The organism is Shewanella sp. NKUCC05_KAH (assembly GCF_019345585.1).
GTDB lineage: Bacteria > Pseudomonadota > Gammaproteobacteria > Enterobacterales > Shewanellaceae > Shewanella > Shewanella oncorhynchi.
In genome coordinates this window covers 53,365-67,579 of sequence record NZ_JAHKQZ010000016.1, presented here as the reverse complement: position 1 = coordinate 67,579, position 14,215 = coordinate 53,365, and the positions used below count along the sequence as shown (strand labels likewise).

The window sequence follows — 14,215 nt, the reverse complement described above, 5'->3', positions numbered from 1 at the left end:
GATTGAGGCCGTGCATTACCAAGTTAATAAACAAGATGTGGCAGGTTTTACCCTAATTGAACTTGTCGTTGTGATTATTGTGCTTGGGATCTTGGCTGTGATTGCCGCGCCTAAATTTATCGGTTTAAGTAAAGAAGCGCGGGTACAAACCTTAAGCCAAGTACAGACCAGCGTTAAAACAGCCAATATGCTAGCTTACTCAAAAACCCAAATGCCTAGCCTACTGAGCCAAGCGGTAGCTGGGCGCGATGATATTATTGATATCGACCTCAATGGTGATGGCACGCCAGATACGCGATTAAAATGGGGTTACCTCGATAATACTGATGTGGAAAAATGGATCACCTCGGATGATAAACTTATCATTCAATATCAAGGCATTGATATCACTTATATAGGCTACGATCTTAACAACAATTCCTTAGTGAATGATGACCAATGCTATTTCCGCTACACCCAAGCCAGTGATGCCAGCACTCCACCGCAATATGATATCAACACCCAAGGTTGTTAAGCTGACACTCAGCAGTTAGCCTGTGTTATCCCGCAATTGTCTGCGAATACATTAGGCTGATTGCGCGTTCCACGTTAAGGTGAACGATTAGACGTGGCCTTATACCAATCACAGTAACTGTGTCTACATAGCCAATATGATTGGTACCATTACCTCGTTCCTTAACCAAGGTACACAGTCAAGGCAACTCTATGGCACAGCTTCGCGTGCGCTACCAAACCCACGAATTTGGGGATCTCGACATTCATGTCAGAACCCTAAGAAATAACCAAGAATTTGAAGACCTAGATGGCGAAGCTGAAAAGCTCGGTATTTCCTCCGCTACTTGGCCATTATTTGGCATAGTTTGGCCGTCTAGCCAAGTGCTATCCCATCATATGGCCGATTATCAAATTGATAATAAACGCATTCTTGAGGTTGGCTGCGGTATAGGGCTGGCAAGTCTAGTGCTAAACCACAGACATGCCGACATCACAGCAACCGACTATCACCCCGAGTCGGAAAATTTCCTTAAGCAAAATGTCGATTTAAATCATGGTCGTGCGATTCCGTTTGTACGAACAGGATGGGCAGATGCACAAACTAATTTAGGTTTATTTGACCTCATTATCGGCAGCGATCTCTTGTACGAACAAGAACATGCCGATCTCTTATCACAATTTATTGAGCAGCATGCTAAACCAATTTGTGATGTAGTCTTAGTCGATCCAGGCCGTGGTAATCATGCAAAATTCAGTAAACGTATGGTCACCTTAGGTTACGAACACACGCAACATAAACCCATTCACACTGAATTTTTATTGGCGCCCTTTGGCGGTCAAATCCTCAACTACTCTCGTACCAACAATTGATATAACAGCCTAATTAATGCAGATATGAGCCATTTAGGTCTAATAGAACTCTAAAAAAAACGACGCTGAGGCGTCGTTTTAGCTGCATAACATCATCATCTTGATTAAGGCGTTAGCGGCTCGCGGGTAAATTCTTCATGGTCACATTCAGGACAGTCAGGGATGGGACTTGGAAACTCAATACTCATTTCATTACCACAGTTAGTGCACACCATGATGCCCTGATTCACAATATCACCACTCTTGTAGTAGCCTTGGTGCTTAAAATCTTGCGTTAACTCATGCCATTCGACTTGGCTGCGGTCGGTGATTTCACTGAGCCAATGCCAAAGCGTATTCTCTAAAGTAATCACGGTTGGGCTATGACTCAAACTATCCGCGTTCTGCTCACGGAGAAAACTCGTAATATCACGCTTTAAGAATTGTTCGACTAAAGCGAGTTCATCTTCCCCTGCCTGTTCTTTAAGACGTAAATACTCCTTACCTTGAGTGACAGAATTAAATAAGTTCTTTACAGTCATAGTGTTATCTTCTGCAAATTGAGATTTCACTTCGGTAATTAAGGCTTGATACAGTCCTAGTAACGCGTTACTTCTATCATTCATAACCAATACTCCTTCATACGAACCTTTTTAATGCATCGCTTCTAGTTTATTCTATGCAGATCTTACTCGCGCTGATATGGCGTTAGATCCAATAATAGGCGGCACTGCCGGAAATAGAGTGATGCAAGAGCAATATAATCCCTCAGAAATTGAAGCCTTAGTGCAAAAGCACTGGCATGACAACAAAACCTTCGAAGTCACTGAAGACGCAAACAAAGAAAAGTTTTATTGCCTTTCGATGTTTCCGTACCCTTCTGGCAGACTCCACATGGGACACGTACGCAACTATACCATAGGTGACGTAGTTGCACGCTTTCAACGTCTTCAAGGCAAAAACGTGCTCCAGCCTATTGGTTGGGACTCCTTTGGTTTGCCCGCAGAAAATGCCGCGATTAACAACAAGACTGCACCTGCGCCATGGACCTATGAAAACATAGAATACATGAAGAACCAGCTGAAATTGCTGGGTTTTGGTTACGATTGGAGCCGTGAAATCGCCACTTGTACCCCTGAATATTATCGCTGGGAACAATGGTTCTTCACTAAGTTGTACGAGAAGGGCCTAGTCTATAAAAAGACAGCTTCAGTCAACTGGTGTCCAAACGATGAAACCGTACTGGCGAACGAGCAAGTTCAAGACGGTTGCTGCTGGCGCTGTGATACCCCTGTGGAACAAAAAGAAATTCCACAGTGGTTTATTAAGATCACTGCCTATGCAGAAGAATTATTAAACGATATCGATACCTTAGATGGCTGGCCTGAACAGGTTAAGACCATGCAGCGCAACTGGATTGGTCGCAGCGAAGGTGTGGAAATGACCTTCGGCGTCGCAGGTCACGATAAAAGCTTCGATATCTATACCACGCGTCCAGATACCTTAATGGGCGTGACCTATGTGGCGATTGCCGCAGGTCATCCATTAGCTGAAATCGCCGCACAAACCAATCCTGAGCTTGCCGCCTTTATCGATGAGTGCAAAAACAGCACGACATCTGAAGCTGAACTCGCGACCATGGAAAAACGCGGTGTCGCTACAGGGCTTTTCGCCATTCATCCGATCACTGGTAAGCAAGTCCCGATTTGGGCTGCTAACTTTGTGTTGATGAACTATGGCACAGGCGCTGTGATGTCAGTTCCAGGCCACGATCAACGTGACTTTGAATTTGCAAAAAAATACGGTCTAGCGATTGAAGCTGTGATCAAGCCTGTTGATGGCGAAGTGGACATTAGCGAAACCGCTTATACCGAAAAAGGCGTACTGTTTAACTCGGGTGAGTTCGACGGTTTAGACTTTGAAGCGGGCTTTAATGCCATCGCTAACAAGTTAGTCGCCGAAGGTAAAGGCAAGCGCCAAGTCAACTATCGTCTGCGCGATTGGGGTGTTTCACGTCAGCGTTACTGGGGCGCGCCAATTCCTATGGTGACCTTAGCCGACGGCACTGTGATCCCAACGCCTGCAGATCAACTGCCAGTATTACTGCCAGAAGATGTCGTGATGGACGGTATTCAAAGCCCAATCAAGGCCGATAAAGAATGGGCCAAAACCCAAGTCAACGGTCAAGATGCGCTGCGCGAAACCGATACCTTCGATACCTTTATGGAATCCTCTTGGTATTATGCCCGTTACTGCAGCCCGCATGCAGACGAAATGTTAGATCCCGCTAAAGCCAACTACTGGCTACCTGTGGATCAATACATTGGCGGTATCGAACACGCATGTATGCATTTGTTATATTTCCGCTTCTTCCATAAGTTGCTGCGTGATGCAGGTCTGGTTAACTCTAACGAGCCAGCCAAACAACTGCTGACACAAGGCATGGTGTTGGCCGATGCTTTCTACTACATCAACGAAAAAGGTGCCCGTGTATGGGTTTCGCCTTTAGATGTAGCGACCACAGAAAAAGACGACAAGGGCCGTATTACTAAGGCTATCGACAAAGACGGCAACGAGCTGGTTTATACCGGCATGTGCAAGATGTCTAAGTCGAAAAACAACGGTATCGATCCTCAAGTCATGGTCGAAAAATACGGCGCCGATACGGTTCGCCTATTTATGATGTTCGCCTCACCACCAGAATTAACTCTGGAATGGCAAGAGTCTGGCGTTGAAGGCGCACACCGCTTCATTAAACGTCTTTGGAAGCTTGCAAACGAGCATATCACCCAAGACAATAGCGAAGTCTTAGATGTCAGCAAGTTAACAAGCGACCAAAAAGCGCTGCGCCGTGAAGTCCACAAGACTATCGCAAAAGTGACCGACGATATCGGCCGCCGTCAGATGTTCAACACTGCGGTTGCCGCCGTGATGGAACTGATGAACCATCTGCAAAAAGCACCACAAACCACAGGTCAAGACAACGCCATTATTGGCGAAGCCTTATCGGCCATCGTGCGTTTGCTGTACCCTATCATTCCGCATGTGAGCTTTAACCTGTGGAACGAGTTAGGTAATGCAAGCAACATCGAAGACAGCCAATGGCCAGTCGTTGATGAAGCTGCGCTAGTTGAAGACAGCAAGCTCATCGTTGTGCAAGTTAACGGTAAAGTTCGCGCAAAAATCACAGTAGCCGCCGACGCTGATAAAGAATCAGTAGAAGCCTTAGGCATGAGTGATGAACACGTGATCAAATACCTAGACGGTCTGACAGTACGTAAAGTGATCTATGTGCCGGGCAAACTGCTCAGCATAGTGGCCAATTAACGGCTGCTAATAACTCGCTATACTCAAAGCCAATGAAGTTGCAGCATAGCTGCAACTTCAAGCCTGCAGGGTATACCACGAATAGGAAACCGCGAAATCTATGCTAATCAAACGCATATGCTTCGCAATCATGGCACTAGTCATTATGACCAGCGCTGGTTGCGGTTTTAAGCTTCAACGCAGTTATCAGATCCCTGATGCCCTCAATCATTTGAGTTTGAGCAGTGTGGATGAATACAGTGAACTCACTCGTTTGGTGCGTGAACGCCTGCGCTTGAACAATATCCAAGTTGTCGACGCCGCAGATAATGTTCCAGTATTAAGATTAATCACCGACTCCCTTGAACGCTCGACCTTATCTTTGTACCCCACAGGTAACGTCGCCGAGTATGAGCTGATTTATTTAGTCGAATTTGCTGTGGCACTGCCGGGCAAAGAAGCGCAGCCTTTCAAGGTTGAAATTCGCCGCGACTACTTAGACGATCCACGTACCGCATTGGCAAAGAGCCGTGAAATGGAATTGCTGACGAAGGAAATGCGTATCCAAGCTGCCGATCGTATTCTGCAAGCAATGGCCAGTACTGAGGTGAATTAATGCGGGGCTATCATTAAATGAGAGTCTATCCAGACCAACTCTCCCGCCACCTTAACCAGTTATTTCCTTGTTATCTGATTTTTGGGGATGATCCTTGGTTGATTGAAACCACCAAAGATCAGATCCGCCAATTCGCCAAGCGTCAGGGATTCGATGAAAAAGTCCAACTCATTCAAGAGACGGGCTTTAATTGGAACGACCTGACTCAGGAATGGCAGGCCATGAGCCTGTTTTCCAGTAAACGCTTGATTGAGCTAACCCTTCCCCAAGCTAAGCCCGGTGCCGAAGGCTCTAGCACATTGCAAGCGCTATTGCAGACGCCCAATCCCGATATGCTGTTGATTATCGAAGGGCCAAAGCTCGCCACAGAGCAAACCAACAGTAAATGGTTTAAGACCTTAGATGCCCATGGCATGTATCTGCCCTGCGCCACGCCAGAGGGCGAGCAGTTTATGCGCTGGCTCGATGGCCGCATCAAGCACTTTAAGCTCAATCTGCAGCCTGATGCCCGTGCTATGCTGCATTCTCTGTATGAAGGGAATTTACTGGCCGCCGATCAAGCCATGCAATTGCTGCAACTCCTGAGCCCAGCAAACCCCGTCAGTGCCGACGAACTGGGCCACTATTTTGAAGATCAGTCGCGCTTCACCGTATTCCAACTCACGGATGCATTGCTGAATAATAAACAGGATAGCGCGCAGCACATGCTAGCCCAGCTCAATGGCGAAGGCACTGCCTTACCTATCCTGCTGTGGGCCTTGTTTAAAGAACTCGGTTTGTTATTCAATTTGAAATGCGAGCAAGCCCAAGGCGTTGCGCTCAGTGCACTCTGGGGTAAACATCGAATTTGGGATAAACGTAAACCACTGTATCAAGCGGCGCTGCAACGACTCAGCCTTGAACAACTCGAACATATGCTCGCCCTCGCCTCGAAACTTGAGCTCAACTTAAAGCAACAGGGGAAAGAGGATTGGACTGGTCTGAGCCATCTGTGTCTGTTATTTGATCCTAGAGCCCATCGGCATCTGGCACATATAGCCATAGACTAATCATAGGTTAACCAAAGGCTTGATATGCGTATTGGTATTTTAGGCGGCACTTTCGACCCGATACACTATGGTCATATCCGTCCCGCGATTGAAGTGAAACAAGCATTAGCCTTGGATAAAATCCTGCTGATGCCGAACCATATTCCGCCCCATAAACAGCAGCCGAACTTAACCACAACACAGCGCCTCAAAATGGTAGCCGATGTCTGTCAGCAACTCGACGGATTTGCACTGTGCGACATCGAAGCCAAACGCGACACGCCTTCGTACACAGTTGTCACGCTTGAGCAACTGAAAAGCTTACATCCTGAAGATGAGCTGTTTTTTATCATGGGGATGGACTCTTTCATCCAATTAAAAAGCTGGCATGAGTGGCAACGCCTATTCGACTTTGCCCATCTCGTTGTCTGCCAGCGCCCGGGTTGGCAGCTCGATGCAGAGCATCCTATGCAACAGGTATTGACGGCCCGCAGTCAAGCGCCCCAAGGGACAGTGGAAGGTCGTACTCGCAGTGTCCATAAAAACTGTGGGCAGATTTTCCCTGTGACAATTACGCCACAGGATATTTCTTCAACTCAAATCCGCGAACAACTGGCAAAAGGCGAAATGCCCACCGATTTACTCATGCCCGTCACGCTAGATTACATCAAAAATCAACGACTTTACTTACCTTAGCTCGAACCGTAAGCAGATATCGCCAACTCAACTGCCAATGACAATGTATTCCCAGCAGCAACACTGGTATACTACCGCGCTATTTAAAATTAATGAGGTACGCCAGCGTGCAGAGCGCGGAATTAAAACAGTTTGTTGTCGACAAGATCGACGACTTGAAAGCCAGAGACGTTGTTGTTCTGGATGTCAGCAAGCAATCTAACATCACTGACTACATGGTCATATGTTCAGGTACATCAAAGACTCACGTTAAAGCTATCGCCGAAAACCTTGTGGTTGAAGCGAAAAAAGCCGGTATTCCACCTTTAGGTGTTGAAGGCCGCGAAAGCAGCGAATGGGTTCTTGTGGACATGGGCGATGTGATCCTGCACGTTATGCAAGATCAAACCCGTGATTTCTACCAGCTTGAAAAGCTCTGGTCAGAAAAGCAAGACTGATGAAGTTACAGCTCATCGCAGTAGGAACACGGATGCCCGATTGGGTTACCCGTGGTTTCGAAGAATACCAGCGCCGTTTTCCCCGTGATATGGCGCTGGAGCTTATCGAAATACCCGCTGGAAAGCGGGGGAAAAATGCCGACATTGTCCGGATACTTCAAAAAGAAGGCGAACAAATGTTGGCGGCCATTCCCAAAGGTAATCATATTGTTAGCTTAGATCTCCCCGGCAAAAACTGGACGACCCCCGAGCTAGCAACCGCGCTGACTAAATGGCAACTCGATGGTCGCGACGTCAGTTTACTGATTGGTGGACCTGAAGGATTAGCGCCAGCTTGCAAAGAAGCGGCAAACCAAAGTTGGTGTCTTTCGGCATTAACCTTACCTCACCCACTCGTACGGGTGGTGGTTGCCGAAAGTTTGTACCGCGCGTGGAGCGTGAACACGAATCACCCCTACCATAGAGAATAGCGGGATCTTGATGTTAACGAGTGTCAACCACCCGTCATGGGATCAGCCGGAGATAGCATAAGTGTCGCCAAAAAAGCGGATAACAATGCATGATCACGCCGCCGAGGCGTCTCTTTTTAAGCGCAGGGCGCTTTTCACTTTTTTTTGCGTTTTCGCTCTATTTAGCGTATTAGTCACCAACCTTTATCATTTACAGGTTGAATCCTATAAAGATTATGCAACTCGCTCAAATGATAATCGCATCCGTGTTGTTCCAATTGCCCCTAGTCGTGGTCTCATTTACGATCGCAACGGTATACTTTTAGCTGAAAATTTACCCTTTTATTCCCTCGATCTCGTGCCCGAAAAAATCAGTAACATGTCAGAGACCTTAGATGAACTCGGCAAGTTAATTGAGATCAGTGATGATGAGCGCGAAACCTTTACTGACGCCCTGAAATTTCATCGCCGTTTCAAACCGCTAACACTGAAAAACCAGCTCACCGAAGAACAAGTGGCCATTTTTAGTGTTAACCAACACAGATTTCCGGGTATTTCGGTCGAAGCGGGTCTTAAACGTAACTATCCCTACGGCGCGCAAATCACCCATGTGCTGGGCTATGTAGGCAAAATTAACACCCGAGATCGCGCCCAACTTGAACGCAGCGATCTGTGGAAAAACTATGCGGCGACCAAAGACATTGGTAAGCAAGGCATTGAAAAATTTTATGAATCTTTGCTGCATGGCAAACCCGGACACTTAGAAGAAGAAGTGAACAACCGCGGCCGCGCCATTCGCACCTTAAAAATTGTTCCGCCAGAGCCGGGGCAAGATATTTACCTCACCTTAGATCTCAAGCTGCAACAAAAAGCGGTGGAACTACTCACAGGTCTGCGTGGTTCTATTGTTGCCATCGATCCCCGTGACGGTGGAGTATTAGCGATGGTATCGAGCCCAAGCTATGATCCAAACCAGTTTGTACAAGGCATTAATAGTAAAGATTACAGTGCGTTACTCAATGATAAATCACGCCCTTTGATCAATCGCGCGACTCAAGGTCAATATGCACCTGCGTCTACCATCAAGCCTCACCTCGCACTGTTAGGCCTTGATGAGAAAGCCATTAGCGAGAGTACCCGAGTGTGGGATCCCGGTTTTTGGCAAATTCCTGGTGTTGAACGTAAATACCGCGACTGGAAACGCTGGGGACATGGCTGGGTCAACGTTTATAGCGCGATTGTAGAATCCTGCGATACCTTTTTCTATGAGTTAGCCTATAAGGTCGGTGTCGATCATATCGCCCGCTTTATGGAGCAATTTGGCTTTGGCCAAAATACAGGGATTGATATCTTTGAAGAATCGGCTGGCAACATGCCATCAAAGGAATGGAAACGCTTAAAGTACAATCAAGCTTGGTATATAGGCGACACTATTTCCGTCGGTATTGGCCAAGGTTATTGGACGGCAACGCCATTACAACTCGCTAATGCCGTTGGGATTATGGCCAACAAAGGCCGCCGTCTCCCGCCACATCTGCTGAGATCCATTAAAGACAATACTGCCAAAATTGACTCACCGATTAATGAGTTACCGCCAATTGAACTTAAAAATCCCCGTAACTGGAACATCATCAACGAAGCTATGCGCCAAACTGCAAATAAGTCACGCTTTACCGATGCCACTTACACTGCCGCAATGAAAACCGGTACTGCACAGGTCATCGGCGTGGCGGAAAATACTAAATACGATGCTAGTAAAATTGCCGAACATTTCCGCGATAATGCCTTAGTTGTGGCCTATGCGCCCTTCGAGGATCCTAAAATCGTCCTCGCCGTCGTGATGGAAAACGCAGGTTGGGGCGGCGCAAATGCTGGCCCAGTCGCTCGAGCTATGCTCGATGAATATATGCTTAGAGATACTTGGAAACCCATACCATGAGTACCCATAGCCAATATCAAAACATCTGGCAACGCTTGCACATAGACTTGCCTTTATTGCTCGGACTATTAGCTGTGATGGGCTTTGGCCTGTTTGTCATCTATTCTGCCAGCGGTGCAGATTTAGAGATGATGGAACGACAACTATTCCGTATGGTGTTGTCGCTAGGCATCATGTTTACCATGGCACAAATCAATCCTGAAGCGCTTAAACGTTGGGCATTACCCATTTATCTTGCGGGGGTTGTCTTGCTGCTTGGGGTACACTTTTTCGGTGAAATCAATAAAGGCGCGCAGCGCTGGTTGAACTTAGGCTTTATGGAGTTCCAACCCTCAGAGCTTATTAAACTCGCCTTTCCCATCACAATGGCTTGGTATATCAGTAAGTTCCCTCTTCCCCCCAAGAAACGTTACCTCGCTGGCGCAGGAGTGATTTTACTCGTACCAACCCTATTGATCGCTAAACAACCCGACTTAGGCACCTCAATTTTGGTGGCTGCATCGGGGATTTTCGTGCTGTTTTTATCGGGCATGAGCTGGATTATTGTTGGCAGCTTTATCGCAGCAGTACTCGCCTTCCTGCCTATCCTTTGGTATTTCTTGATGCACGATTACCAAAGAACGCGGGTATTAACCTTGCTCGATCCAGAGCAAGATCCCCTCGGCGCGGGTTATCACATTATCCAGTCGAAAATCGCCATCGGCTCAGGTGGGCTTTGGGGCAAAGGTTGGCTCGAAGGCACTCAATCACAGCTTGAGTTTATTCCCGAGCGCCATACCGATTTTATCTTTGCGGTGATCGGTGAAGAATTTGGCTTAATTGGCAGTATCTTACTGTTAATTATGTACCTTTACATCATAGGCCGTGGGTTAGTCATCGCCTCCCGCGCACAAACCAGTTTCGCTCGTCTACTGGCTGGCAGTATCACGCTGACGTTTTTCGTTTATGTTTTTGTGAATATTGGCATGGTTTCAGGTATCCTGCCCGTGGTAGGTGTACCACTGCCCCTTGTCAGTTATGGTGGAACCTCCATGCTGACATTGATGACAGGGTTTGGCATTCTTATGAGCATTCATACCCATAGACGTTTCGTAGATAGATAATTTTAGGGACTTTTTTATGCCTACTCTCCGAGCTTATTTGGCTCCACTCGGTTTACTGTGTTTAAGTTCATGCTTAGTCGCATGCACTACGGCAAATGAACCGACACCCGCGCAGGCACCCGCTTCAAGCACCCCAGTGGCTCCCGCAGTGGATAAAGTACTAGTACCCGCAACTCCCGCTGAGCTCAAAGAAGAGTTTATCCAAGCTCAAGTAAAACAAGGTTTTACTCGGACAGAAGTGCTCACTTTTCTCGACAAAGCAAAATACAACCAAGGGGTTATCGATGCGATGACCCGTCCATGGGAAGCAAAACCTTGGCATGTGTATTACCCGATTTTTTTAACAGAAAAACGTCTTGATGCTGGGCTCGCTTTTTGGAAAAAACACGAGAAAACCATTGCTAAAGCCGCGGCTAAGTACCAAGTCGACCCACAGATTATTGTCGCCATTATTGGGATTGAAACCTTCTACGGCCAGTTCACAGGTAATTACCCTGTAATTGATTCCCTCTATACCTTAGGTTTTCACTATCCGCCTCGCGCCACCTTTTTCCGCAAGGAATTTGGTGAGTTGATGAAATTAGTCAAAGAAGAACACTTAGATATCAATACCCTCAAAGGCTCCTATGCGGGTGCCATGGGTTATGGACAGTTTATTCCCTCAAGTTACCGCCATTACGCCGTCGATTTCGATAACAGTGGTAACCGCGATTTATTGCAAAGCCCAGAGGATGCGATTGGCAGTGTCGCCAATTATTTCCATGAACACGGTTGGCAAGCCAATGCACCCGTTGCTTTGCCGCTGGTCAATAGCAGCCAAACAGCGCCAAAAGCGAAAGTATGGGCAGGCGAAAAGCTCAATTATAAAGTCGCCAATATTCTAACGCCAACCTTGTCCTTGGCTGATGCGAGGGACTTGGATGTCTCGCAAAAAGCCTTACTCATTAAACTGGAACAAGCCGATCACGATGATTATTGGCTTGGCTTAAACAATTTTTATGTAATCACTCGCTATAATCGCAGTCCTTTGTATTCAATGGCCGTTTATCAATTTAGCCAACAATTAAAGGAACAGCATGCCGCTAAAAAATAATCTTTTACAGCTTGTCGCTTTGGTTGCGTGCTTCACACTTGTTGCGTGTTCTTCGAGCCCAAACCAAGCTAGCTCCAGCACAAACAAAAAAAATATGGACCCCAACAAGGGGCGCTATTCGCTAAAGAATGACAAGCTGCCACTCAATCCACCCAATGTGGACCATGTGCCAAATGCCACGCCTAAGTACGAGCCCTATAGTCGCCGCGGTAACAAGCCTTATACGGTTTACGGCGAGTCTTACACTGTGATGAACACAGGCCAAGGTTTTAGTGAAACGGGCCGTGCCTCATGGTACGGTGAAAAATTTCATGGCTATGAGACATCCAATGGCGAACCCTATGACATGTATTCCATGTCAGGTGCCCATAAAACGCTACCACTGCCAAGTTATGCTCGGATCACTAACTTAGATAACAATAAGCAAGTGATCATTCGTATCAACGATCGCGGGCCATTCCACTCAGACCGTATTCTCGACGTCTCCTACGCCGCCGCCTATAAACTCGGCATGCTCGGCAAAGGAACCGCGCGGATCAAACTCGATGTGGTGTATGTCGGCAGTGTCGCGGCCGCTAATTCGGCTATTGCCAGCGCGCAAGATACAGGTAATCATTACATTCAGTTAGTCGCATCGAAAGATAAAGCCAAACTCAATACCATGGCGAAAAATCTGGAGCGAAAATATCAGGTCAAGACCCGTGTACAAGCCGCAAACAATATGTTTAGACTACAGCTCGGCCCCATAGGCCAACCTGAGTTAGCAGACAAACTGCTCAATAACGTCCAGCAAAATGGCTTTCCAGAGGGCTATATAGTCCATGAGTAATGACTGTTTGCTCGGACCAGAATTGATTTAAAAATAGAGATGAAGGAACCTTCACTAAAACCCACAGTCAGAAAGTGGTACACTGTTGGAGATCTTCTCGAATCCTTTCCATTTAATACAACCAAAAGACGTGCCAAGTTAATGATGAATTTTGTAAAAAGTCCCATTAAAACATTGCTGCTAATTTCCAGTGTGTCTCTCCCCGTTTATGCTGCGCAGCCTATTATTACACCTGATGCACCAGCAGTGGCCGCCAAGGCTTTCGTCTTGATGGATTATAATTCGGGCCAGATTATCGCTGAGAGTAACGCTTATGAAAGCCTTAACCCAGCCAGCCTAACTAAAATGATGACCAGCTATGTCATAGGTCAAGAAATCAAAGCGGGCAATGTCTCGGTCGATGATGATGTGACTATCAGTAAAAATGCCTGGTCTAAAAACTTCTCTGACTCCTCGAAGATGTTCATTGAAGTCGGTACTACCGTTAAAGTCGGGGATTTAAACCGCGGTATCATCATCCAATCGGGTAACGATGCGTGTGTGGCTATGGCAGAGCATATCGCTGGCACCGAAGGCGCCTTCGTTGACATGATGAACTCATGGACAAAACAGCTGGGTATGCGTGATAGCTACTTCGAAAACTCCCATGGATTAGACTCAGAAAACCACAAAACAACTGCCTATGATATGGCATTGTTAGGTGCAGCCTTAATCCGCGACGTTCCAGAAGAATACCGCATCTATAGCGAAAAATTTTATACCTTCAACGGTATCAAACAATATAACCGTAATGGTTTGTTGTGGGATAACAGCATGAGCGTGGACGGTATCAAGACAGGCCACACCTCTGGTGCAGGTTACAACTTAGTCGCATCTGCAACCAAAGACGGCATGCGTTTGATTTCTGTGGTTCTGGGTACTCAAAGTGAATCAGCCCGTAAAGCTGAAAGTAAAAAGTTACTGACCTATGGCTTCCGTTTCTTTGAAACTGTCACGCCTTACAAAGCGGGTGATAGCTTCACAACCCAACAAATATGGTACGGTGACAAGAGCACTGTTGATTTAGGCGTCGCAACTGATACACCTATTACAATCAGCCGTGGCCGTGGTAAAGACTTGAAAGCAAACTTCGAGTTGACTAAGCCATTAGATGCACCGTTGAAAAAAGGTGAAACTGTAGGCCGTCTATTCTTCCAACTTGATGGTAAAGACATTGCCCAGTTCCCGCTGGTGACCTTGCAAGAAGTCAACGAAGGTAGCTGGTTTAGTAAATTAGTCGATTACTTTAAGCAGATGTTTTCTGGATGGTTTAGCTAATCTAAGTCCCATAAATAAAGCCACCTTAGGGTGGCTTTATTTTTTTGGGGAGTGCATC

Annotated in this window: 14 protein-coding genes; 13 read left to right on the top strand and 1 reads right to left on the bottom strand. The window is 46.7% G+C overall.

Annotation, left to right across the window (positions count from 1 at the left end; genetic code table 11):
• Positions 1-10: 10 nt before the first annotated feature.
• Positions 11-514 carry a prepilin-type N-terminal cleavage/methylation domain-containing protein gene (locus tag KO533_RS22780; protein WP_219254910.1) on the top strand — a complete coding sequence of 168 codons (504 nt, stop codon included), beginning with the start codon at positions 11-13 and terminating at the stop codon, positions 512-514.
• Positions 515-705: 191 nt separating this feature from the next.
• Complete coding sequence (locus KO533_RS14940) at positions 706-1,365, top strand: methyltransferase domain-containing protein (RefSeq protein ID WP_168822793.1); 660 nt, start codon at positions 706-708, stop codon at positions 1,363-1,365.
• Between the two features lie 104 nt (positions 1,366-1,469).
• Here the strand turns inward: KO533_RS14940 and KO533_RS14935 are convergent, their stop codons facing one another.
• The gene (locus KO533_RS14935) at positions 1,470-1,970 is read right to left on the bottom strand and encodes a zinc ribbon-containing protein (protein ID WP_028761474.1); all 501 of its coding nucleotides are present in this window, start codon (positions 1,968-1,970) and stop codon (positions 1,470-1,472) included.
• A gap of 121 nt (positions 1,971-2,091) precedes the next feature.
• On the opposite strand from KO533_RS14935, the gene leuS reads away from it, so the two are divergent.
• From leuS to KO533_RS14880, 11 genes are all read left to right on the top strand, one after another.
• Positions 2,092-4,671: a leucine--tRNA ligase gene (gene leuS / locus KO533_RS14930; RefSeq protein WP_219254937.1), complete on the top strand. Its 2,580-nt coding sequence runs from the start codon at positions 2,092-2,094 to the stop codon at positions 4,669-4,671.
• Positions 4,672-4,771: 100 nt separating this feature from the next.
• Positions 4,772-5,266: an LPS assembly lipoprotein LptE gene (gene lptE / locus KO533_RS14925; protein WP_012089938.1), complete on the top strand. Its 495-nt coding sequence runs from the start codon at positions 4,772-4,774 to the stop codon at positions 5,264-5,266.
• Positions 5,267-5,283: 17 nt separating this feature from the next.
• Positions 5,284-6,315, top strand: coding sequence for a DNA polymerase III subunit delta (holA, locus tag KO533_RS14920; RefSeq protein WP_173243234.1), 1,032 nt, complete (start codon positions 5,284-5,286; stop codon positions 6,313-6,315).
• A 24-nt stretch (positions 6,316-6,339) separates the two neighbouring features.
• Positions 6,340-6,990, top strand: a complete 651-nt coding sequence (gene nadD / locus KO533_RS14915) for a nicotinate-nucleotide adenylyltransferase (protein WP_219254908.1) — start codon at positions 6,340-6,342, stop codon at positions 6,988-6,990.
• Between the two features lie 107 nt (positions 6,991-7,097).
• A complete protein-coding gene (gene rsfS / locus KO533_RS14910) occupies positions 7,098-7,427 on the top strand; it encodes a ribosome silencing factor (protein WP_006082751.1) in 330 nt (109 codons plus the stop codon).
• Positions 7,427-7,897: a 23S rRNA (pseudouridine(1915)-N(3))-methyltransferase RlmH gene (rlmH, locus tag KO533_RS14905; protein ID WP_006082752.1), complete on the top strand. Its 471-nt coding sequence runs from the start codon at positions 7,427-7,429 to the stop codon at positions 7,895-7,897. The genes rsfS and rlmH overlap by 1 nt, the downstream gene beginning before the upstream one ends.
• 61 nt (positions 7,898-7,958) lie before the next feature.
• Positions 7,959-9,815: a penicillin-binding protein 2 gene (gene mrdA, locus KO533_RS14900; protein ID WP_168822786.1), complete on the top strand. Its 1,857-nt coding sequence runs from the start codon at positions 7,959-7,961 to the stop codon at positions 9,813-9,815.
• On the top strand, positions 9,812-10,918 hold the full coding sequence (gene rodA, locus KO533_RS14895) for a rod shape-determining protein RodA (RefSeq protein ID WP_028761480.1): 1,107 nt from the start codon (positions 9,812-9,814) through the stop codon (positions 10,916-10,918). The genes mrdA and rodA overlap by 4 nt, the downstream gene beginning before the upstream one ends.
• Positions 10,919-10,934: 16 nt before the next feature.
• Complete coding sequence (gene mltB / locus KO533_RS14890) at positions 10,935-12,011, top strand: lytic murein transglycosylase B (protein WP_219254906.1); 1,077 nt, start codon at positions 10,935-10,937, stop codon at positions 12,009-12,011.
• On the top strand, positions 11,995-12,840 hold the full coding sequence (locus tag KO533_RS14885; RefSeq protein WP_219254904.1) for a septal ring lytic transglycosylase RlpA family protein: 846 nt from the start codon (positions 11,995-11,997) through the stop codon (positions 12,838-12,840). Before mltB ends, KO533_RS14885 begins: the two co-directional genes overlap by 17 nt.
• Positions 12,841-12,981: 141 nt before the next feature.
• A complete protein-coding gene (locus KO533_RS14880) occupies positions 12,982-14,157 on the top strand; it encodes a serine hydrolase (protein ID WP_028761483.1) in 1,176 nt (391 codons plus the stop codon).
• Positions 14,158-14,215 lie beyond the last annotated feature (58 nt).